The 23,086-nt window shown below is 44.8% G+C and carries 20 protein-coding genes; 14 read left to right on the top strand and 6 right to left on the bottom strand.

From position 1 onward, the window contains the following. Positions 1–72: 72 nt before the first annotated feature. From B9G69_RS05745 to B9G69_RS05725, 5 genes are all read left to right on the top strand, one after another. The gene (locus tag B9G69_RS05745) at positions 73–1,803 is read left to right on the top strand and encodes a chemotaxis protein CheA (protein ID WP_088615548.1); all 1,731 of its coding nucleotides are present in this window, start codon (positions 73–75) and stop codon (positions 1,801–1,803) included. Next, positions 1,800–2,567 carry a chemotaxis protein CheW gene (locus tag B9G69_RS05740; RefSeq protein WP_088615547.1) on the top strand — a complete coding sequence of 256 codons (768 nt, stop codon included), beginning with the start codon at positions 1,800–1,802 and terminating at the stop codon, positions 2,565–2,567. Before B9G69_RS05745 ends, B9G69_RS05740 begins: the two co-directional genes overlap by 4 nt. Continuing rightward, a complete protein-coding gene (locus B9G69_RS05735) occupies positions 2,564–4,117 on the top strand; it encodes a chemotaxis protein CheB (protein ID WP_088615546.1) in 1,554 nt (517 codons plus the stop codon). Before B9G69_RS05740 ends, B9G69_RS05735 begins: the two co-directional genes overlap by 4 nt. A gap of 55 nt (positions 4,118–4,172) precedes the next feature. After that, complete coding sequence (locus B9G69_RS05730) at positions 4,173–5,555, top strand: aldehyde dehydrogenase family protein (protein ID WP_088615545.1); 1,383 nt, start codon at positions 4,173–4,175, stop codon at positions 5,553–5,555. Between the two features lie 429 nt (positions 5,556–5,984). Beyond that, on the top strand, positions 5,985–6,818 hold the full coding sequence (locus B9G69_RS05725; protein ID WP_265438000.1) for a hypothetical protein: 834 nt from the start codon (positions 5,985–5,987) through the stop codon (positions 6,816–6,818). Between the two features lie 28 nt (positions 6,819–6,846). Here B9G69_RS05725 and B9G69_RS05720 read toward each other — a convergent pair whose 3' ends face one another. From B9G69_RS05720 to B9G69_RS05705, 4 genes are all read right to left on the bottom strand, one after another. Further along, positions 6,847–7,935 (bottom strand): D-alanine--D-alanine ligase family protein, encoded by a 1,089-nt coding sequence (locus B9G69_RS05720; RefSeq protein ID WP_088615542.1) that lies wholly within the window; start codon positions 7,933–7,935, stop codon positions 6,847–6,849. A 24-nt stretch (positions 7,936–7,959) separates the two neighbouring features. Further along, positions 7,960–8,613: an isoprenoid biosynthesis glyoxalase ElbB gene (gene elbB / locus B9G69_RS05715; protein WP_088615541.1), complete on the bottom strand. Its 654-nt coding sequence runs from the start codon at positions 8,611–8,613 to the stop codon at positions 7,960–7,962. A 61-nt stretch (positions 8,614–8,674) separates the two neighbouring features. Beyond that, the gene (locus tag B9G69_RS05710; protein WP_265437999.1) at positions 8,675–9,607 is read right to left on the bottom strand and encodes a hypothetical protein; all 933 of its coding nucleotides are present in this window, start codon (positions 9,605–9,607) and stop codon (positions 8,675–8,677) included. After that, complete coding sequence (locus B9G69_RS05705; protein WP_088615539.1) at positions 9,604–10,695, bottom strand: GNAT family N-acetyltransferase; 1,092 nt, start codon at positions 10,693–10,695, stop codon at positions 9,604–9,606. Before B9G69_RS05705 ends, B9G69_RS05710 begins: the two co-directional genes overlap by 4 nt. Before the next feature lie 158 nt (positions 10,696–10,853). On the opposite strand from B9G69_RS05705, the gene B9G69_RS05700 reads away from it, so the two are divergent. From B9G69_RS05700 to B9G69_RS05675, 6 genes are read left to right on the top strand one after another with little or no spacing between them, the layout of a single operon-like run. Beyond that, the gene (locus B9G69_RS05700) at positions 10,854–11,090 is read left to right on the top strand and encodes a ferredoxin (protein WP_088615538.1); all 237 of its coding nucleotides are present in this window, start codon (positions 10,854–10,856) and stop codon (positions 11,088–11,090) included. After that, positions 11,059–11,718 carry an endonuclease III gene (gene nth / locus B9G69_RS05695; protein WP_254916873.1) on the top strand — a complete coding sequence of 220 codons (660 nt, stop codon included), beginning with the start codon at positions 11,059–11,061 and terminating at the stop codon, positions 11,716–11,718. The genes B9G69_RS05700 and nth overlap by 32 nt, the downstream gene beginning before the upstream one ends. A 13-nt stretch (positions 11,719–11,731) precedes the next feature. Next, positions 11,732–12,214, top strand: a complete 483-nt coding sequence (locus tag B9G69_RS05690) for a DoxX family membrane protein (RefSeq protein ID WP_088615536.1) — start codon at positions 11,732–11,734, stop codon at positions 12,212–12,214. 5 nt (positions 12,215–12,219) lie between these two features. Further along, positions 12,220–13,260, top strand: coding sequence for a thiamine ABC transporter substrate-binding protein (locus tag B9G69_RS05685; protein WP_088615535.1), 1,041 nt, complete (start codon positions 12,220–12,222; stop codon positions 13,258–13,260). A gap of 32 nt (positions 13,261–13,292) precedes the next feature. After that, positions 13,293–14,717, top strand: coding sequence for an ABC transporter permease subunit (locus tag B9G69_RS05680; protein WP_254916872.1), 1,425 nt, complete (start codon positions 13,293–13,295; stop codon positions 14,715–14,717). Next, positions 14,689–15,330 carry an ATP-binding cassette domain-containing protein gene (locus B9G69_RS05675; RefSeq protein WP_088615533.1) on the top strand — a complete coding sequence of 214 codons (642 nt, stop codon included), beginning with the start codon at positions 14,689–14,691 and terminating at the stop codon, positions 15,328–15,330. Before B9G69_RS05680 ends, B9G69_RS05675 begins: the two co-directional genes overlap by 29 nt. A gap of 7 nt (positions 15,331–15,337) precedes the next feature. Here B9G69_RS05675 and B9G69_RS05670 read toward each other — a convergent pair whose 3' ends face one another. Next, a complete protein-coding gene (locus B9G69_RS05670) occupies positions 15,338–18,040 on the bottom strand; it encodes an ATP-binding protein (protein ID WP_088615532.1) in 2,703 nt (900 codons plus the stop codon). Positions 18,041–18,276: 236 nt separating this feature from the next. Here B9G69_RS05670 and B9G69_RS05665 point away from each other — a divergent pair, with 236 nt between their 5' ends. Further along, on the top strand, positions 18,277–19,062 hold the full coding sequence (locus B9G69_RS05665) for a 3D domain-containing protein (protein WP_254916871.1): 786 nt from the start codon (positions 18,277–18,279) through the stop codon (positions 19,060–19,062). A gap of 474 nt (positions 19,063–19,536) precedes the next feature. Then, the gene (locus B9G69_RS05660; protein ID WP_088615531.1) at positions 19,537–20,364 is read left to right on the top strand and encodes a flagellin; all 828 of its coding nucleotides are present in this window, start codon (positions 19,537–19,539) and stop codon (positions 20,362–20,364) included. Between the two features lie 484 nt (positions 20,365–20,848). Here the strand turns inward: B9G69_RS05660 and B9G69_RS05655 are convergent, their stop codons facing one another. Continuing rightward, positions 20,849–21,211 carry a transposase gene (locus tag B9G69_RS05655; protein WP_217897694.1) on the bottom strand — a complete coding sequence of 121 codons (363 nt, stop codon included), beginning with the start codon at positions 21,209–21,211 and terminating at the stop codon, positions 20,849–20,851. Between the two features lie 975 nt (positions 21,212–22,186). Between B9G69_RS05655 and B9G69_RS05650 the strand changes: the two genes are divergently transcribed. Beyond that, complete coding sequence (locus B9G69_RS05650; protein WP_088615529.1) at positions 22,187–23,020, top strand: flagellin; 834 nt, start codon at positions 22,187–22,189, stop codon at positions 23,018–23,020. Positions 23,021–23,086: the final 66 nt, after the last annotated feature.

Below are 23,086 nucleotides of genomic sequence, written 5' to 3'. Positions count from 1 at the left end.
TTTCTATTTCTGGTCCTCGTATTTAAGTTCTAAGCCTCACCTAAATATTCGAAATTCCGATAAATTCACAGCATGAGTGACGATCAAAACGACGCATATGAAATGCCGGATTTATCTGGCCTAATAGATTTTGAGCAAATCGAAGAAGTTGCTCGAGTCTTTTTTGAGGAGTCCAAAGAAATTTTGGATGGTCTCGATTCGTTGATCATGCGTCTTGAAGATTCACCCAATGACATCGAACACATTAACGTTTTGTTCCGTAAAGTTCATACGATTAAAGGCAGCGTAGGCTCAGTGCCAGGTGGTCAGTTGCTGGCGTCACTATCTCATGAGTTCGAAGCACTGTTAAATCGGATCAAACGAGAATCACAAACGGTCACTAAAGAGTGCATCGATTTATTCTTATTAAGTTCGCGTTTGATGAAGCAGTTGGCCGAAGCCCTGCGCGAAAAGCGGGATATGTATCCCGAAGAACTCAGCGAGGTGATTGAAACAATCACACGCTATAACGGTTTTCAGTTCTCGGGCGTGGCGCCAAAAAAGATTAAGAAAGCAATTCCCAAGACTGCCGCAACTTCAGCTGATGAAGACGGTGTGTGGATGTCGACCAAGCAGCTTAATGAAATGCTTCGTCTAAGCGGGGAGCTTTTAGTTTTAAAAAACTTCTTTTCAATGATGAACCAAACCGTGAACTTCAGGTCACAGCCTGAGTTATTTGAACGCCGCCAGTCTGATTTTTCTCAAAATTTGAATAAGATTACTGATCAGTTCCAGTCTCAGCTGCAGGTGATTCGTAAAGAAAAAGCAGAAGATGCTTTCCAAAGCATCCCAGTATTGGTTCGGCAGACGGCAACAGAGCTTAATAAAACCGTACAGCTGGAAATGCTGGGGCTTGATTTCCTAATTGATAAATCCTTGGCCAAAGATATTTCAGAATCACTTGTGCATTTGGTGCGTAACTCGATAGACCACGGTATCGAAGATCAGTTCGAGCGCGCTGTCGCTGGCAAGCCATCGATTGGACAGCTAACGATCGAGATGAGTGACAGAAATGGTGCCGTGCATGTCGTGATGAAAGACGATGGTAAGGGGCTTGATCGCGAAAGAATTCTGCAAAGAGCTTTATCCAATGATTTGATTCAGGCGGATCAAGTTGACTCTATTTCCGACGAAGAAATTTATAAATGTATTTTTGAAGCGGGCTTTTCAACTAAAGATAAAATCACGACCGTCTCTGGCCGTGGTGTAGGTATGGATGTTGTATCCACGTTGGTTGAAAAGTACGGCGGACACATCTCGATTTCGACTGAGCCAAATATGGGGACGACGTTTACATTGGTCTACCCTGCGGTGTCTCATATCTTAGTGGAAACAGCCATGGTTGCAAGCTGGAACGATTTTCAGGTAGCCGTGCCGTTGACATCAGTTGCTCACATTACTTCATGTGAAAGTCTGCAACTGACCTATGTTGAACATTCCCGCTATTGCCAGTTCCATAATTTGACTGTACCTCTGCTGACATATCAGGAAATTCGCGAAGGTCATTTGATTGTCAGCGAGGCGGATATTGCAAAGCACACGGCAATTTTTATTAGAATTAAAAACTCGGTTCTGGCTTTATTAGTCGATCGTGTTGAAGCGCAGACGGACCTTGTCGTGAAACACTTTGGTGGAATTATCCGCGAGCAAAAAGGCTTTAAAGGGTTCTCGATTCTAGCCGACGAAAAAGTAACTTATATCATTGATCCAGAGCAAATCATGGCGATGTTAAGCCACGCGGTCTCTGTGGAGGTTGCAGCATGAGTGACTTCTTTGGCGACGATTTTACAGGGGAACTGAAAAAGTACTACTTGGATGCAACTATTAAAGAGGTTGAATCCTTTATCGATCTAATTGATGAAAGCACGCTGAATAAAATCACGGTCGAAATCCGCGAAAAGGCAGAGTCGTGGGTAGTTGATGCGAAATCAAATGAGTTTAACTCCCTGGAATCTTGGTTAACTGATTTCAACGCCAAGATTGATTCCTTAGATTCCGCAGAACAGATGATAAAGGCCTTAAGCCTGTTACAAAAGTATCTTTCAGCTTTACTGGTCGACGGCAAAGACAGCGTAGAGCTTGGATTGCAGTTTCCACTGGTCGCACAAAGCACTAAAGAAGCTCTGTTTCTTCATTGCAAAACGGGTGCTCAAGAATTTGTGGTGCCGGTACAAAATGTGATCGAAATTAGCGGAGTGCTTCCCTTATTTCCGTTACCTGATTTAAGGCCAGGTCTGGCAGGAGTTATCCCATTCAGAGGCGAGGCAATTCCGGTGGTTGACTTAAAATCGTACGGATTTATGACGTCTCAAACGCAAAAATATTATTATATCATTTGCGAACATGAGGGGACGCGCTTTTCATTACAAGTTACAGAGACTGATGAACTTTTAAGTCTTAAAGACAAAGATATGCAAAACTTAAGTGATCATCCCACAATGCTTTCAGTGCCTTTTATTAAGCAGTTCTTCGTTAAAGACGAGCACAGTGTGATGGTGTTAGACATTGAAAAACTGGTGGCGGCATGAATTCACATTATCTATTTCCGGGTAAGTACGCGGCGTTCAAAGAAGAGACTGTTATTTCAACTCTTCTGGGGTCCTGCGTGGCCGTGGCGATCTATGATCCCACGACTAAGATTGGTGGTTTAAATCACTATCTGTTACCTGATGCTCAACCTAACGAAAGACAAAACTCTCGTTATGGAAATCACGCGATACAAATGTTGGTTGATGATTGTTTAAGGCTGGGTGCCAATCGCTCGCAGCTGCAAGCAAAGGTTTATGGTGGGGGTAACGTTATCAGTGTGTCTTCGTTAGGGGATGCAATTGGTAAACGTAACATTGAACTTGCTGAAAAGATGCTTTTTGAAATGGGCATCCCTGTGGTTGATAAAAATGTGGGTGGTGAATCTGCCCGCACCATTAAGTTCAACACGGGCACCGGAACCATCCTTCACAATACAACGAAGGAAGGCTCTGCAGAGGCACCCGTCGACGTTTCTGGATTTAAACGTTTAGCTGTTGCGAAAGCTGTGAAAGTCCTTGTTGTGGATGACTCTGCAACAGTTCGTACTTTGTTTTCAAATATCTTTAATAAAAGTGGTTTGGAAGTGGTTGGCGCGGCTGCGGATGCTTACCAAGCCCGCGATTTGATCGTAAATAAAAAACCTGATGTGATGACTTTGGATATCGAGATGCCGAAGATGTCAGGTGTAATGTTCCTTGAAAAAATCATGAAGCATCACCCAATCCCGGTGGTGATGGTTTCTTCGCTGGCAAATACCGGAGAAGCTGCTTTGAAATCTTTGGATTTAGGGGCCGTTGAATTCGTTCACAAGCCTTCGCAATTTGATCCTCAGGTATTGAAAGAGTTGGCAGAAACATTAGTTACAAAAGTTCGTGCTGCTGCATCTGTGAATGTGATTAAACAAATTAAAGACGCACCAGCTACCGAAGCGCGCGTGTCTACGCCGACTTCAACAGTTCGTCGTGCGGCAGAACTGAAAGTCGTCGTTGTCGGCGGCAATGCCGGCAGCGCCGATTCATTAGAAAGATTTGTATCGACATTAGCAGCGGATACACCACCCGTGGTTGTGTCTTGCAGTACGGTCGCAAACTTTGTTACAGCATATATTTCCAAGCTTAATGGCAAGTCCAAGGTCACTCCAGTTGTGGGTAAGGACGGGGATTTCCTGAGAATGGGGCACGTGTACTTCATTCCTTCAGAATTCCATGGAAAAATCGTCACGGGTCCTCAGGGACCTGTTCTTAGACTGGAAAAGGGGGCGCCTGTGGCATCCCAAATTCCCTCCAGCAACGTCCTCTTTCAATCAGCTGCTAATTCGTTTGGAAAAGGGGTATTTGCAGTTTTACTGGGAGGATTTGGCACAGACGGGGTAAACGGTTTGACCGAAGTACAAAAACTAGGTGGCGCCAGTGTTGTGCAGAATCCGGATGAAGCTCAATTCCCTTACGGTCCGCAAAAAGCCATTGAACTGGGTGTGGCGGATGAGGTCCTTAAAGCTGATGCCTTAGCGGGATATCTCATGCAGTATCGAAATCAAAATCTATACTAGAATACGCTGTCTTCGTGCCTTGCATAAATGGATATTGAAGCGTATTTATACCCGTATGGAAATTTTGAATTTCATTTCTGGAGAGTACGTTGCCTCTGGAAACCAAAAAACATTTGCGAAGCTTTCTCCATTTGATAATTCTGAACTGGCTCAGGTATCTGATTCGGATGCGATGGATGTGATTCGTTGTCTGCAAAGCTCTAAAAAGGCTCTGACTGCCTTTGAAACTTCTACGGTTGAGCAGCGTGTAGATATTCTCAATAAGCTTGCACAGTACTTCGAAGCAAACTCAGCAGAGATCGCTTATCAGGAAGCTCTTCATCAAGGTCTTCCACAAAAGTTCGTTCTTAAATACGGCGTACAAGCTTCCATTTCTGTTTTGCGTGAAACCGCACGAAACTTACTGATGCCTTTACCAGAGGGCCGGTCTGTGAAAGCCACGGGCCTTGTCGGTATTATCACTTCTTGGTGCTTGTCTCTGCGTTTGGTCACGGAAAGACTGGCCCCGGCGTTGGCTGCTAGGAATGCAGTTATCATTAAAGTTTCAGAACAGTCTCCAATCACCGCAAAAATTTTGGGCGATGCTTTTAAGGCCATTGAACTGCCAGTGGGACTAGTTCAGGTTTTAAATGGTGGAGCAGAGGTTGCACAAATTATCGCAGGTCACCCGGGTATACGCGCTATCACGGCAGCAGGTAAATCATCAACAATGGAAGCCATCGCTAAGGCTGCTTTGCCGCAGATGAAAAAACTGCAGCTAAGTGGGGGAGCTAAAAATGCGGCCATTGTTCTCACTGATTTCGATTTTAAAAATCGCATGTCTGAAATCCTGACGCCGTTTTTATTGGGGCAAGGACAGATGTGTTGGAATACGACTCGTTTGTTTGTGTTGGATTCTTTCGCGAAGGAATTTAACGAAGAGCTTTCAAATTTTTTGAAAACTTTGAAGCCATTGACTTCACCAGAAGGTGATTCGATTTGGACGCCTTTGATTTCGAAGGATCGTGCTGATATTTTGAATCTAAAAATTCAGTTCGGTGTTTCCGAACATGGAAAATTTTTGGCGCAAACTGAAGGCGAGATTTCCGGTAATTTTGTGAAGCCGACCTTCATGGTGGACCTGCCAAATTGCTCAGTCATGCAACAGGATGAGTTGTTTGCTCCTCTGTTCCTGATCACATCAGTTAAATACCAACACGAATCCGTGAAATGGACGAATACTTCTTATTTAGGTCACTCAGCCATTATTTGGGCTCCAGAAGAAAAATTCATGAAGGTCGCCGACAAGTTAGATGTGGGACTGGTCACTTCCAATTCCTGGATGACGGACGTCATGAGCCCTGTGTTTGGCGTTAAGCAATCAAGTTTCGGCATCACCGAGATGTCTTGGGCAGGATCTTTTTATTCGGATGTGAAAAAGTTGACGATGGTGCCATAACGTCAAATAAGTGACGAAATGGCATGTCGAATTGTTGACGCGATTTAATTCAAAATGTGCGTTCTTGCCCGAGTTTTGAAATCACAATGGGAACAAAAAGCTTCTTCCGTGATCTCTGCGATATTTCGATCAGACACGTGTCTAAGTTCAAGGACAGTACCGCAAAGTATGCAATTGTTTTGGGAAATTATAAACTCGCGATGCTTCGGAGTTTCGGTTTTCTCGAAATAATTGATCTTAGTATCTTCCATGCTGCCTCATCCTTGAGTTGTCGTTCCCGCATCCATGCGGGGAAGCATTGATGTGCCAATGCAAGATCCGTTCACAGCCCTAAGTCCGGCACTGCGTCCGCGAAGTCGTCGACCTATTCGTTTCTGCATCTCATAACTCTGGTTCCGATTTAGCAAATCGGGCGGACTTGGAGGAATTATGAAGCAAATTATTTTGTTATATCTACTACCCATCACCTTTCTGATGCTGTCGGCGTGCGTTGAAATTCGAGATAAAAATGAAGAGAACACACCGATAAAAATTAAATCTCTTTCATCGGTGGTGATTGATGAGCCCTACATTTTAGTTCGTGGAGAGTTGGTGCCTCGTAGAGATTTTCCGGGCGCTTTTAGTCCCGATCCCAAAGCAATTGCAGATCAGACCATCTATCAGTTGAATTTTGACCACCTTCTAATCAAAGAGAACGGTGCTATTTATACCATGGGCGCCAATCTTCAAATGAACGTGAACGAACTGGATGCCTTGGGAGGAATAATCTCGACCTTTCCTACGGAATCAACCCTATTGAATATTTCAGGCAGTGGGGGTGGGAATTTTAAACTGAACGTCTCGAAGGCTCGCGGCAGACTAGGCATTCATTGGCGAGGTGCTAAAGGTAAAGAAGGACCCAAGGGAGCACCTCCGACCGAAGGCATGCGGGGGCAATATAAAGAGCTGGGTTTAGGAGGAGATTATCCTTCTTATCAGTGCGTGAAGGGAGAAAAGGGATTTCCTGGTTATCCCGGTCTTCCTGGAGGAAATTCGGGAAAAGTATTTATTGAGATCGTGGATGCACAGGGATTGGATTTGCAAAGATCCATCTTAGGTGGTGAAGGTGGAGAGGGCGGTCCTGGCGGTGACGGTGGTGAGCCCCAGGCTTCCTGTCAGGAAGCAGGACCCATCGGTGATCGCGGACCGCGAGGACCTGCGGGGGAAACTCAAACTATTTGTGTAAAATTAGGGGATGCAGTACCAGATTGTAAATTTGAATAAAAAAGGCGCGAACATCTCGCGCCTTTATTTATAGATAAGTGGTTTTTAACTTTGATTCGGATTCGTAACGCTCAAAAGCCAGGTTGATCAGTTTCGAAATCAATTCTTTATAACCAAGCCCCGTTGCTTCCCACATCTTCGGGTACATGGAAATTTTTGTGAACCCTGGGATCGTGTTGATCTCGTTGATGTACAACTCGCCATTCGGTCTTAAGAAGAAGTCCACGCGAGTCAAGCCATCGCAACCCATCGCTTGGTAAGTTTTCTTAGCCATATCTTGTAGACGTTGCAAAGTTTCGCCTTGGATCTTTGCTGGGATTTCCAATAAAGCGCCATTGTCGTCAATGTACTTAGCTTCGTAAGAATAGAATTCGTGTTGAGGAATAACCTCGCCTGGCAACGATGCTTCAGGTGCGTGGTTGTGGCCCATGACCGAGCATTCGACTTCGCGGCCTTGAATGAATTCCTCAGCCAAAACTTTATAGTCAAATTGGAAAGCATCTTTTAATTTAACTGCAAAATCTTCCGCTGACTTAATTTTGTGAACACCAACAGAGGAACCCGCATTCGCGGGCTTGATAAAGAACGGAGTCCCTAAATTCTTAACGATTTCATCGTAAGAATTATTTTTATATGGAGTTAGCAGCATATAGCGGGCATTCGGAATCTTTGCATCGGCCAAAATGTGCTTCATAACGGCTTTATCCATTCCTGCTGCGGAAGACCACACACCGCAACCTACGAATGGAATATTCACCATTTTAAAGATGCCTTGGATCGTACCGTCTTCGCCCATTGTTCCGTGCATGATTGGGAAAGCGCAGTCCACAGAAGTCTTAGTACTGTTTTTCAGAGAGTAAATAACCGGTTTCCCAAGATCGCAGATCAGTGCGACCGGTTCAGCATTTGGAGGCAAAGCTTTGTCATCAATCTTAGTAACTTGAGTGAATACACTCTTATCGGGAAAGCGGTACCAAGTTCCATCGGAACTGATACCGATTAAGATCGGCGAGTATTTTTCTTTGTCCAATGCATCCGCGATGTTTTTTGCCGAACGCAAAGACACTTCGTGTTCTGCTGATTTACCACCGAAAATAAGTGCAACTGTCTTTTTCATTTTAATTCCATCCATGAATTATTATTATGCCCACTCGACTAGTTCGTGAGCTAGACCGAAGATCCCAGCGAAAACTTCATTCGGCTTCGCATTTCCGTACATATAAGCTGGAGTTGTAACGACTTTGGTTTCGCGATCTGTGATATAGTCATCAACAGGGCATTCTTCGTGTTGCGCTCCTGTTTTTTGAATCTCTGCAGCTGTAGCGGCATCATCGCCGATTGTTAGTGTCACTTTTTTCTTACCCAAAACTTTGGCAAGCAGAACAGGAGCGATACAGCATGCACCAATCGGTTTGCTGGCCTCAAAGAATTCCAAGATCACGCGCTTAACTTCCGCGTTCACTTCGCAGGCAGCACCTTTTTCAGCCCAGTTAGAAAGATTTTTAGCGGCACCAAAGCCACCCGGAAAAGCCAAACCATCGAAATCTTTAGCATGCAACTCAGCAAGTGATCTTACTTCGCTGCGTGCAATACGTGCGGATTCTTTTAAAACATTCCTTGTTGTACCAGTTGGAGATTTAGTGATGTGGTCGACTTCATTCAAGTCGATATCAGGTGCAAAGCAGCTGACTTCAGCTCCAGCTTGATTCAAAGCAATGAACAAGCTTACAGATTCAGTGATTTCAGAACCATCAAGATAACCGCAACCAGAAAGGACTACTGCGATTTTTTTCATAAAAAAACCTCCGGGAGATTTCACTCTACAGGAGGTCTTATCTGATGGCAATCAAGCGCGTCTAGTTCTGGCTTGTGTTGCGTTGAAAATTTTTAAGTCGGTTGCACACCGTGACTAAAACTTTTGTGGATGAATTTGGAATTTGTACCAGGCCACGTGAGCAATAATCTAAAACGCGAGGCAAGAATGGCAAATCCGGAGTCATAGAGATTGTGTAAGTAACCTTTTGTTTCTCTGTGTTGCCACCGGTTTTCATTAGAATCTGCCAATCAAATGTCACTTTTTTAACATTCATTTTGCAATTCGCAAGACCACCGCAGTTGGATTGCTGTTTAATAAGGTCGGGAGCAGGGCGTACTTCAGTCGTTTTCGTCAGATTGCCACATTTGATTTCGCAGGAATCAAGTTTCAGGGTCTCTTTGCAATAATTTTGAAGATCATCCGTCATGACACAAGAATTCGCCAACATCAATACTCGCTCAAATCCTAAGGTCATTTCGTAGTCGTCACCCATAGTGGTGACGTCACTCGTTTTTTTACCTAATACTGATTTTGCCATTTGCAAAGCGGAGCTTTCGCTCGATTTTACTTTCTTGGCAGCACTAGTTTGAACGGAGCTTGCGTTGTTCTTGGTAACTGTTCTATGGTCTTCGCGGGTCGATTGTGAGGAGTTTTCCCCAGAGATCACGGCTGTCTGATACAAGAACGTGTAGTCATATTTTTCAGCAGTCTCGGTGATATTTGATATCGTCGTGCCTTCTTGTAAAACCACGCGCGATTCCATTGTGTCGATTTGCTGTTCCGTCTCCTGATAAATAAAATCACCTTTAAGCATTGTCAGAGGACTGATAGTACCCCAACTGTCTACTAGCGCATTGCTAACTTCTTCAGCGCTGGCCGGTGTGACTTTGTCTTCAAGTTCAGGCGTTTTCATGCAAGACAATGATCCGGCGACGGTTGCCAGAATCAAAAGTCTTTGTAAATTTTTATTCATATAGAATCCCAACCCCAAATCCACAATTGAAGAGGCATGATTTTTTCAAACTTCTTTACTGTTTCTTCTTTAAAGATTCCAATCGCACGATAGTCGATCGGGCCGAACAGCAGACGAACCATATCCGTTTCGCTGTTGATTGTGTACAGATCGGCACCGATACCAAATACAAAGTGCTCACCTTGTTTTTCCAAAACGAAATCGGCAACTCCTTCAGCACGGAAAGCACGTTTGATTTTTGCCGATAACTGATCAAATTTGACGATTTTGATCATGCCCAAAAAGCCGCTGTTTTTAGTAACTGCGCGGTTTTCCAACTCACGAATCAAGTTTTGAGAGTGTTTAGGACAAATGATCGTAAATGGGGTGCCTTTTTTAGCACGAATAAAGCTTAATAATGAAAGCAGCTTTGAAGTCGAGCCACCCCATTCGTGGATATAACCACCTAAATCGACACCTTTGCCTTCAATCGCATAGGCAGCAAGTTGACCATTTGGCTCCCAGGCTGTGTAAATCTGCGTTTGAGGGATGCTTAAAAATTTACGAGTTTCTTCGATGGATCGCACAGAATTCACGGAGTGTTGCGAGTACAGTCGATAAATTGCATCTGGCGCCACTTTTGAATCTGTGGAGTAGCTCAAATTAGTAATTGGCATATCGAAATTGTCTTCGATGACGAAGCTGATTTCGCTGCCAGCTAATTCAAAGCCCATACGGCGATAGAAATCGAAAAGATCCGTCCATAAAATCGCGATATCACAGGATTGTTCCTGAGCAGATCTTAGGCAGTCTTTGATTACGGTCGTGCTTAAACCCTGACCGCGATGCTGATCATCAGTAACAACCGAGCCGATGGCTGCCACTTTATAGATAACGTGTGGGGACTTAATAATAAGAGGTTTCAATACCGCATGGGAAAGAACGCGTTCTTCATCAGAAATGATGCGCATATTGTGCAAGTTGTTAGAAGTAAATGCGGTGGGGTACTCAGCGGCGATGGACCAAGGAGCTTCCGAGCGTAGTTTTTTATTTAAAAAATCCAAAACTTGGGGAAGCTCAGTTTCCCTAGGCGAACGTGGTCCTTCCATGAACCCTCCTTTTGACAATCCCTCCTAGAATACCGGGATTTGGGCCTCGACCCCAGTGAATCAACAAATAAGGGCCTGAAAATGCGACACAAGTCCGGAAGGTCAGTTTGACAGAAGGGGGTTTTACCCTATATTTAAGGGCGTATTAGGAGAAGCTCATGGCTGATAAGAGTTCTAAGTGGTCTGAAAATAAACCAGGTAAGATGTTCGTGGATCAATCTTGTATTGCCTGCGATGCCTGCGTTTTGACGGCGCCAAATAACTTCGCCATGCACGAAGAGGACGGTCACGCCTTCGTTTCTAAGCAACCGGAGTCTCCTGAAGAGCAAGAGCTTGTGAAAGAGGCAATGGAAGGCTGTCCGGTTGAAGCTATCGGCAACGACGGTGACAACTAAAAAGAAAGCTCCTCTTGAGCAAACGATCTCCCTATTAAAGCGCTATTATCCCGACGCTCACTGCGCTCTCGATCATAAAAATCCATTCGAATTATTAGTGGCAACCGTTTTATCTGCTCAGTGCACTGACGAGCGGGTGAACATGGTCACCCCTGCGCTATTTAAAAAGTATCCTACGCCTTTGGCGATGTCTAAAGCGCCCCTGGAATCTTTGGAAAATCTGGTGCGATCGACGGGCTTTTTCAAAAACAAAGCTAAGAATTTAAAATCAGCTTCTAAAGATCTGGTCGAAAAATATGACGGTGAAATTCCCCAGGATCTTGAGGCTTTGGTCGGGCTTGCGGGAGTGGGGCGCAAAACGGCTAACGTGGTGCTGGGAAATGCTTTCGATATCCCAAGTGGCATCGTTGTAGATACACACGTGACTCGCTTATCAAATCGCCTGGGATGGGTAAAAACTGAAAACGCCATCCAAATTGAAAAGATATTGTGCAAAGTGGTGCCAGAAGAAGATTGGATTTTGTTATCGCATCTTTTGATTTCTCATGGTCGAGCTATCTGTAAGGCGAGAAAACCAAATTGCGAACACTGCTTCCTTGAGACAACTTGCCCGAAGCGGGGAGTCTAGGCACAATGGTCTCATGTTTGTTTCATTCTTTGAGAGCGTTAAATACGTAGGACATCTTCTGCCCATTTCTTTTTTAAGAATATTCCTGGGTTATTACTATTTAGAACAAGCTTTGCAAAAATATCGCGGCGATTTTTTAACTCGTCCTCGTATCGCAGATCAAATTGCCGAGTGGTTGCCATCTAGCCACGCTCCGAATTGGTTTAAAATTTTTGCGAGTGCGCAAATGATTCCGAACTGGCAAACAGTGGCCTTTATTATCGTCGGGTTAGAATTCGCCATTGCGATTTCCTACATCATTGGTTACGTGGTTCGTCCGATTGCCATCATTGCCATGCTTTTGTGCGTGACCATGCTTTTCATTTCCGGCCCAGGACACGAAGATTTTTACAAAACATTTTTAGCTATTCATTTGATCCTGGCTTGGGTGGGCGCTGGTCGCTGCTTGGGACTGGATTATTATTTCTTTAAACGCCGCCGCGGTATTTGGTGGTAGCCGTTATGAAAAACTTTATCGTCTTTATCGCCATTGTTTTTTTAGGACTATTTTTAGCGGTCTTAAACCGCACCGAAACTAATTCTACGACAGCCTCCGTCCCAACCCTGCGTGTGTTTGGTTATTCATCCTTCACCGGGCGCTATGGCCCAGGACCACTTTTAAAAGCTGAGTTTGAAAAAACTTGTAACTGTAAAGTGGAGTTTATCGAAGGCAGCGATTCTGGAATCTTACTTCAACGTTTGAAAATCGAGGGCGAAAGCTTAGGTGCAGACCTTGTTGTGGGCCTTGATCAATTCGACATTTCCAAAGCAACTTCTGAACAGCAATGGCGCAAGATGAGCTTGGGTGATTTGAATGTTTACGAAGTGGTAAAGCCTGCTTTGGCGAACAACTTTTTTGTTCCCTATGACTGGGGTGCATTGACCTTTGTGATGCGTTCGGGGGAACTTAAGAAAAACCCCTCTAAGATCGACGATCTTTTAGATCCTGAATTAACGAAAAAAATATCCTTGGAAGATCCGCGCACCAGTTCACCGGGCATGCAGTTCTTATACTGGTTAGTAAAGTCCAAAGGCGAAGACGAAGCTTTCGAATTCTTGCAAAAATTAATGCCCCAAGTTCACAGCTTTTCTCCCACATGGTCAGCGGCATATGGATTGTTCACCAGTAAGCAAACGAAACTTGCCTATTCCTATGTGACGTCACCTTTGTATCATGAAATTGAAGAAAAAAAGAAAGACTACCAAGCCCTCGTTTTTGAGGAACCACTGCCAGTACAGTTTGAATTTGTTGGTATTCCAGAATTCTGTCGTCACTGCGAGTTGGCTGAAAAATTCGTAAATCTGATGCTTTCGACTCAAGGTCAAAAGTTTATTATGGAAAAAAACTATATGATGCCAGTGATGAAAGGTGTTCGAGAGGGCACTCCATTCGCGGCAGTTCCAGAATACAAATCTTTACCTAAGTTCGAAATCTTATCTACGTCTGAAGTGGATCGCTTGTTGAAGCGTTGGACCGAAGTACGTCGAGGCGCTCTCAATTGAGTTTGCGCAAAATTCTCCGCATAGCTCTGGTTTTGTTTCTGCTATTTCCCTTTCTGTTCTTGCTGACGCAATTCAGTCCTCAGCAAGTTCCAGAATTGGCAGAGCTTGTTTGGGCTTTTAAAAACACAGTCTTTCAAGCTCTACTGTCATCTGTATGCTCGCTGCTCCTAGGTGTTTGGGCTACCTTTGGTATTTTGAATTTTTCGTCAGGGAAAAATCGTTTGCGTTTGGTCTTGGAAGTTCTGTGTCTGGTTCCGAATTTCTTGCCGCCACTTTTCATCCTGCTATCCGTATTAAATGTGGTTGATCCATTTCCCATGGGTATAATAGGAATTGCCTTGGTTCATACGGTCATGAACTTTGGTTTGGTCGCAGTCCTATTTACCGCTGTTATTGAGAACAAAGTTGGCGGAGTCGCCGAGCTTTCCTACGTTGAAGGTGCCAGCCGCTTCCAATTTATTACACGCGGTTTGCTTCCCATGCTGAAAAAAGATCTGTGGCTATTAGGCCTTTTCATCTTTGTGGTGTGTTTTGGTAGCTTCTCTGTTCCTTTAATAGTGGGCGGCGGAAAAGGAACAACGATCGAAGTTCTGATTTATGAGAAAATTCGTTTAAGCAGTGATTGGGGGAGCGCAGTTTTTTTGGCAGCGATCCAGTCGATCTTTATTTTTAGTCTTTCCCTGATCGTAACCCAAGGAAAAGGCAGTCTTGCCACTCGTTATGCAAATTTAAGTCTGCTTCGTATGAAGTCGGGCATCGCTATTATAATTGCGATTTCCTTGATGTATCTAACAGGATATGTTCAAGGTTTGATCGCTGGATTTGGCATGATGTCGACGCTGTATGAATATCAGTCTGCTCTTATTTGGAGTTTTTTAGGTAGTATCGTCATTGGCATGACGGTAGGTGTTTTGTGTTACGCGGGGTTGATGTTAATTGCCTACTGCTGGCCAAAACCTTGGTTTGAAAAATTTTTGAACGGTTACGTGGCACCCAGTACCTCATTGGCTTGTTTCTGTCTTTTGATCCTGACTCCCAATGAAAGCTTTTATCCCTTTATCAAAATTCCGGTGGCATTGGTGTTATTAAGCTTAAACGGTTTGTTTCGCATGGGATGGGATAGCGAACTTCGCTCTTTGCAATCCCAGTTAAATGTGGCCTATGCCATGGGTGCTTCGCCAAATCAGATTTTTAAAGAGGTTATGTTCCCGCAGATTTCCGCTCGGGCAGGAGTGCTTGCTGGCATCGGTGCCGTATGGGCATGTGGTGATTTTGCAGTTTCACGTATTCTGGCTCATCGTGATTTAAGCATTGCGATGATGACTGAAACTTTGATGTCGAGTTATCGCCTAAACCAAGCCACAGTGTTAAGTCTGTTGATCGTTGTTGCTGGTATTATTTGTTTTTCTTTATGTGTGGGGGGAAGCCGTGTCCTTCGTCGAAAACTTACGTCGTGATTATGGAGACTTCAAAATAGACATTCCTCGCTGGGAAATCCTTGATCAGGGAGTAACTGTTTTGTCGGGCCCCTCGGGTTCTGGAAAAACCACCGTATTTAGAATGCTATTGGGGTTAGAAGACTGTCCTGGAATGAAATGGACTTTCGATAACCAGGATTTAGCAAAATTGAAAACTCCCGATCGACGCCTAGGAGTTGTGTTTCAAACTTTAGATCTTTTCCCGCACATGACGGCTAAAGAGAACATTCTATTTGCAGCCCGTGCGCGCGGCATTTCAGAAGAAAAAGTTCGCACCCGTTTAAAAGACCTGACACAGAGTTTGAAAATGGAATCTTTCCTGGAAAGATCAGCTTCGATCATTTCGGGCGGGGAAAAACAACGTGTAGCGATCGCTCGGGCAATAATCGGGGAGCCTCGTTTATTGCTATTGGATGAGCCATTCTCGGCGTTGGATCAAGAGCTGCGCGAGGATAGTCGTCGTTTGGTAAAATCAGTGATCGAAGCCGAAAAAATTCCAACCCTGTTGGTCACACACGATCCCAAAGACATCGAAGTTCTTGCGAATAAAGTCTTCTATATCCGCAATGGGTCGATCATTTCAGAAAGTTAAATTTTTATTAGATTGTATAGCGCTGAACCATCTCAAGCAGCGCGGTCTTTTTAACGGGCTTAGTTAAGTGCTCTGTGCAACCCGCATCCAGTGATTTTTGAATATCCTCTGTCATCGCGTTGGCACTGACAGCGATGATCGGTGTGGGCTTGTGCTTTTGATTCTTTTCCCATTCGCGGATCTTACGTGTCGCCACATAGCCGTCCATGACAGGCATCTGTATGTCCATCAAAATCAAATCAAAGCTTTCGTTTGTGGCTTTATCGACGGCAACTTCTCCGTTCTCAGCTTGAACAATATCGAATGGATATTTCTTTAAATACGTTAGTAACAGGAAACGGTTATCTTCTGTGTCGTCAACGATCAAGATGCGACCATTGCGGTTTACATTTTGAGTGATTTGCGGAACTTCACTTTTTTCAAATGGACGAGGTATTTCAATCACTGAATCCGTTGGTACGTAAGGAATTGTGAACGAGAAAGTACTGCCCTTGCCTTCGCGGCTGTCGAACCATATGCGACCGCCCATAAGCTCTACTAAGTTCTTAGAGATCGTCAGACCTAAACCGCTACCACCGAATTTACGAGTGATCGAGCTGTCAGCCTGTACAAAGTTTTGGAATAACAAGTGCTGCTTATCTTGTGGGATCCCAGTTCCTGTATCGCGGATTTGGAAGCGAACGCTTTTCTTAGAATCATCTTCGAAATCAACGTTCACCGCAATCTCGCCAGATTGCGTGAACTTGATGGCATTACCGATAAGGTTAAATAGAATTTGGCGTAAACGAGTCGGGTCCCCAATGATATGAGGGCGCTCTCCTTGTAAATTCACGGACAGCTTGAAGTCTAAATTCCGTTCGGATGCTTTTTGTTTCAAGATGTCGCAAATGTTCTTGGTCGTAGAAATCAGATCGAAGGCAATTTTTTCGATACGAACTTCGCGGGCCTCGATCTTTGAAATATCCAGAATATCATTGATCAATGAAAGCAAATTTTCGCCCGCATTCGCACAAACCTGAACCAGCTGAGATTGCTCGGGTTTTAGATCGGACTCTGACAAGATATCCGTAATACCGATGATCGCATTCAGAGGCGTGCGGATTTCATGAGACATACGTGCCAAGAACTCTGATTTTGCTTGAGATGCTTTGACCGCTTGCTCTCGGGCTTGGATCAAGGCCTGCTCGCTTTGGATACGATCTGTGATATCTGTTCCAACGAATACGAATGTTAAATCTTTGGAGGTACGATTTGGCAACGCCGCCCAGTTCATAAGAATCGGGATGCGGTGACCGTCAACATTGGTGATCTCGGCCTGGATACTGTGACGAGTTTGTAAAAGCCACGTATAGTTTTTAAATTCGGGTTGCGCGTGGATCAGGTTTTTTAAATCGACTTGAGAAACTTGATTCGGAGAAAGCCCCAACAACTTCAAAGCGTATTCATTCGCCTGTGAAATCATATACGAAGATTGGCGCCAGTCATCGTGATGGATAACCTTCACGATAAAGAGGAAGGCCTTGATCGATTGAATAACGCTATCAAGGAATTCCTTGGATACTGTTGTGGTTTCCAAACGATCCGCAAGCTGGTTGTATTTGGTCACTAGCATCCCGATTTCATCCCGAGATTGATAGTTTATTTTTTGAGTCAGGTTGCTGGTTCCTAGCTTTTCTAAGCGATCGGTCAATAGCTGAATCGGTTCGACGACTTTTCCGGTTGCTGCAAATGTCGCAAAAAAGAACAGGATAAAGATTAGGACCGCCGCCGCACTAGAGGCAATAGCGATGCGATCTAGGACTGCAAACGCTTCGCTTTCGTCGATCTTAGTCTGAATGTACCAAAGCTCGCCATTCGGCAAATAGATTTTCCCAATGGAGCGAATGACTTTTTGAGTTCTATAATCGGTTCCAAGCTCGCGAACCTCGCTGAGGTTTTCGATTTTCTTAATGTCTTCGTCACCGCGGTTGCTTGTTGGGGTGTTTTGGGCCGTCGTCGTACCTTCGGTATCTTCCGTGCGGAAACGACCTGTATTACGTAAGCTCCAGTCCTCGCCGTAAATCAAGGTTTCACCCGTTTGGCCCATCCCGTGCGTGGCCCAAGCAAAGTTATCACTGGTGATACGATCAATTTCGGAGATCGAAATTTTAATCACCACTGCGCCCAGGAATTTTCCTGAACGAATGATCGGGGACGCCACATACCCTGTCGTGAATTTTACGCTAACGGGGTCTTTTTCAAAATCCAGGAACAGAGTGGAACCCTCTTGAGCCTTTTGGGCCCAATTGAAAAGGGCTTTCAATTTCGCGGTTCCTGGAGTCTCATCAAAAACAGAAATGCCGTCGTCGAAATCTTTACGGGTCGTGTAGAGAACTCGGCCCTCAGGATTTATCAATGCCATGTCATAGATATTGAAATCTAACACATAGTTATCTAGCAAACGGCGGAACTCAGGGAAGGACTCTGCGCTGGATGAAGTCAGCAAGTTGTCAGTTAACTCATGCGAGGAAATTAAATTAATCGCCATCTGTAAATCGCGGAAATAGTTTTCGATAGCTGTCGTTTTGGCAATACGGATTTGAGTCAGGCGCTCATAAGTACTATCAACAATCGTCGATTCCACGATTTTAAGACCGATCAAGGCAACAACAAAGGTAGCCAGGAATACCGAGACTAAATTGAATAGGAAAATTCTCAAACGTAATGTCATTTTTGTTGCCTTCAATTTAGTAGTACAGAGTGAATCCAATTCAATCAACGAGTACTTGTTTCTCTCTCTGAAAACAGGTCGTTTTTCTATGGTTGTTGTGCATTTGTAACCGTGCTGAAGCATGTCACTTTCAGAGTGCAGACAAATTGTTCGTGCCTTGTAATTTGTCTTTTGTCTGCGGGAGTGAAATTTTAATGGGGAATGGTTATGAATAAGTAACGATGAGCTTGGGAGGTATGATGAAAATTAAACTGAATTTTGTTTCACACGCGGCTGCAGTGGCGATTTTCATGCTTCATCTAGTATCCTGTGCCCAAACGAAGGTCATGGAGGGTGATGCTGAGCTGCTATCTCCGTCGATTTACTACAAGCCCACCGTCCATTTCGATTCGGCTAAATGTACTCAAGAAGAGATGAAGGACATGCTCACTCCAGACGGGAAAATCCTTACCTCGATTTGTACTAAGGATTTTGACCGTTGTCTGATCGAAGGTTCCTGTTTTGTTGATAAAGCAGGCAGTGTTCGCTCTTTCAATTATCATTCTCGCATCAAAGACATTCCTCGATTTGTCGAGGTGGACTTACGCAAATGCCCTTTTGGATATGGAGTAAATTCTGCTTGTTTAGATCCGTACTACACGGTGGCGGCAGATCTTTCGATCTATAAGGCAGGTGAGGTTGTATTTGTTCCTCGCTTAGTCGGAGCTCCTATGCCAGATGGAAGTACACACGATGGTTTCGTAATTATTCGTGATCGGGGAGCCCGCATTTTAGGACAAGGGCGATTCGATTTCTTCACGGGCTTTTATAATCATGCGTCCAAGGACAACATCATTGCTCGTTTAGGATTTGGCGACCCTTATGCACGTTTCGATTACAGAATGGCGACAGAGGAAGAGGCGCAGCTCACTCGAGAAAGACGTGGTTATCCGGGTTTAAAGAACGTGATTGTCATTCGTGCGCTCGAAAGAATTTCGAACTTATCTATCACCTCTCCGCCTTCTGATGCTGAACACGAGTAAATAAAATCCCCTCATTTTCTGTAACATAAGCGTTGAAATTGTTCAGCTTTACCTACCTAGGTCTAGTGCTTCCTGGACCTTTGTCGAAAAAAAGTTATTACTCAATAATCAATAAAATCAGGCACTTTGCCTGTTCCCGCAAAAATTCCTAGACCTAGGTCTAAAGTTTCCTAGACCTTTGTCGATAAGTTATTCGTAACACGTTAGGGCTTCCGCGGACCTCTCCTCAAAAAAGATCTCCCGGACAAAGTCTCCTGCAAACATGGTCAGTCACCCATGCTGCGGGAGACCTGCTCCAACCAAAATATTTGTATTTAAAAATTTAAGAGTTTTTTGAACGAAACAAAAAATCGATCATAGTACGTTGTCGGGTTCAAAGGTGTTCTGCAGGTAAGTGGTGCGACCACAGTGCAATCTTTTTATCCAAAACAAAACAGCGTCCTAAGATCCAAACATATCCCGAGGAGGAATGTAATGGGCTTAAGAATTGCGACAAATACAGCGTCTATCGCTGCTCAGCGTGTATTGTCCACGCAACAAAAAAGAACTGAGCACGCCGCTCAGGCTCTTGCTTCAGGTTCCCGTATCGTAAATGCTGCTGACGACGCCGCTGGTCTGGCGATCTCAGAAAACTTCAAAGGACAATTAAAAGGTATTGCTGCCGCGAGAAACAACGCGAACAACGCCATTTCCTTTGCGCAAGTGGGTGAGGGTGGTCTGAATGAGATCTCCAATATCCTAATCCGTCTTCGCGAGCTTGGTGTACAAGCTTCATCAGATACTATCGGTGAAACAGAACGCGGATTCCTAAACAAAGAGACCCAACAACTGCTGCAAGAGGCCGATCGTATTGCCAAAACGACAACGTTTGGTAATCGAAAACTTCTCGATGGATCTGGCGGTGAGCTAGAGTTCCAAGTCGGTCAAAATGCCGGTGATGATAATATGATTAAAGTAACCTTCGATGCGGATGCCTCCGCGGGTAATCTCGGTATCGATGGTATTGATATGGAAGATAAAGGTGGAGCGCGCTCTTCGTTAGAAAGTATCGATAAAGCGCTCGTAAAAGTCAGTGAAATGCGCGCCGGCTTCGGTGCGACCCAATCACGACTGGAATCCACAGTGAGTAACTTAGACATTTCTTACGAGAATTTGTCTGCTGCGAACTCTCGTATCCGTGACACAGATATCGCTAAGGAGACTTCAGAAATGGCTTCTGCCAACATTCTGCAAAATACGGCGGTATCGGTTCTGGCGCAAGCCAACCAGTTGCCAAACGTTGCGATGAAACTAGTTGGCTAATAGGTAAGTAGAACCTCGTTTTAGATTAATTTTGTTCCTTCAAGTTGCGAGGGGGACTCCGGGATAAATCTCCCTCTGGAGTAGTCGCCCACAAAAACTACTTCATTACAGCCCACCCACAAGGGCCCTCGACGGGGTCCTTGTGGGATTTTTCGTTTCGTCTTTTGCTAAACACGACGGGCGAATGAAAAGTACCCGATTGCTGCGTTGTCGGCGCCGAGCTTGCTCTCCGGCGTACTTAGAGTACGCCTACGTGGCAGCTCGCCACCTCCGCCTTGCACTCGGGCCCTTTTGATTCGCCTCTGCTCACTTCCTTTTCTCAAAGTCCCATCGCGAGAGGGTATCGGTCATGTGTTGTTGGCTTGCGCCGTTCCCCTCACTCACTCACTTTCTCTCAATCCGATCTATCTAATTATTTGATTATTTATTCCGCGTGGTCCTTCCCAAAAAAGGGGTATCGGTCATTGGGCGGCGGTGATTGATTTCAATACTCCCAGAGTTCTCGGAGTTGTTCCTGACTTAATCCTCTCAGACGTGTCTTTAAATAGGGTCGGCCGTTTGCTTCGCATTCGTTCAACTGGATGTAGTCTCTTACTATTTGATAGGGTTTGAAGCCTTTGATGACTCGGGTGAACGGACGGTATTTCCAGATTTTTTCTTTTGCTTCTTTGTTCTTGAGGGTATCGGTCAGGTTTTGGGCGAATTGACCTGGGACCACTCTTAAGAAACTTTGGATTTTTGATCTGCGAGTTCCGCGAATTAATAGATGTACGTGGTCATTTTGGATTGAGTGCTGTTCTACCTTCACAAAGAACTTCAACGCGTATCTTTTGATAACTATATTCATCAGACGGAATGCATAGGGATTTCGAAGGCCGCCTTTCAGCTTTGATTTATTTATCTTTAATACTAAGTGAATCGGATCCTTTGTTGATAAGGGACGCGCGGATCTGCCTTTAGCAGATTTCCTCAGGCTACCTCCGTGGCAGTAGCGATGTTTCCAATTTGTTTTTAAAGATAGAAATGATTGTTGTTGCATGCATCCTTTCACAGGGATCGATGACCGATACCCCCTTCCCCCGAAGGTTTAGTTCCCTGAAATGCAATTGCCGTCCCAGCGGGAAGACGAATTTATGGGGCGTGATTGGATTGGTGATCCGATTGGCGGAGTCGAGCCAGAACAAGCACTCGATACGAATGAGAAAGTTGCTCTGCCTTAGGCATGACCGATACCCCTTTTCACGGGGGCGCCGCACGCCGCTATCTTTCCCGGAACAAAAATGCGGCGTTGAACTCAGAAGGCAGAGCGCCGTGCGCGTGTGGCATGTGGCGTGTCGTCTGAATTCGTGGGTTTTCTCCTCTCGGAAAGAGTGAGAACGATGGTGCTTTTGTCGGGAGTTTGATTTTTTGTCTTTTCATAGTGCAGACCATACGTCTTGAAGTGCTTCAGGCTTCTATATCTTAAATCTTGGGATCATTTTCCGGCCCCAAGGTCTGTTGGACTAATGTGCGATCTAGATTTTTGCTGGACCTTCGTATTGAAAAAAACGCGAGGAAGGGCTGGTTTTCAATACGAAGGTCTAGTTGCGGCTGGATGATGGTCTAGTTTTGCAGGACGCGACTAAAGCCTTTCCAGACCTCGCCGAAAGGTATGTCAGAAGCAACGACGATACCGAAGTCGAAAGTACTTGAGAGCTTCGAAGGGTGTGACTGCCTGACGAATACTCGATTGCAGAGTGCCAAGACCAACGTAGAGTCCCGACGTGTTAAACCGGTCAGCCTAAGTAGGTATAAGGCGGCCAAAAATTTATGGGGGTCCCAAATGGGAATGAGAATTTCAACTAATATCGCAGCGGTAAATGCACAAAGAACTCTACAAGGTTCTCAACGCGTTATCGGTAAATCTATGGAGCAATTGGCTTCTGGATCGCGCATCAACAAAGCTGCAGACGATGCTGCCGGCTTGGCAATCTCTGAAGGTATGAAGTCGCAAATCAGATCTTACAGCCAAGCACAACGAAATGCGAATGACGGTATCTCAATGGTTCAAACTGCTGAGGGTGGTTTGTCCGAAGTTTCAAATATCTTAACTCGTATGCGTGAGTTGGGTATCCAAGCTTCTTCAGATACTATCGGTGATACTGAGCGTGGCTTCCTTGATAAAGAGGTTCAACAATTGAAAGCTGAGTCTCAACGTATCACTCAATCTACTAAATTTGGTACTACAAAACTACTTGATGGTTCTGGCGACAAGTATGACTTCCAAGTAGGTATCGGTAATGATGACTTTGCGGACCGTATCTCCTTCAATGCAGGTGAAACAGACGCAACGACAGCTTCACTAGGTATCGATGGTTTCGATTTCTCTTCTAAAACTGGTGCTCAAGAAGCTCTAGAGAAAATCGACGCTGCTCAAACTAAAGTGAATGGTTATCGCGCAAATCTTGGTGCCCTTCAAAATCGTCTGACTTCTACAGTCGACAACTTGGGTGTCCAACATGAGAACATCTCTGCAGCGAACTCTCGTATCCGTGATACAGATATCGCTTCAGTAACTGCTGACCAAGCGAAGAACCAAGTGTTGTTACAAGCTAACACAAGCGTTCTTTCTCAAGCGAATCAAATGGCCGGCGTAGCGATGAAACTTATTGGTTAATAAATAAAGTTTGCCTGGGAGAGCGCCTCCGTGCTCTCCCGGTACCAACCTACCCAGGAAAAAAAT

It is taken from the genome of Bdellovibrio sp. SKB1291214, assembly GCF_002209355.2.
GTDB lineage: Bacteria > Bdellovibrionota > Bdellovibrionia > Bdellovibrionales > Bdellovibrionaceae > Bdellovibrio.
This window is presented reverse-complemented; position numbering and strand designations above follow the sequence as displayed.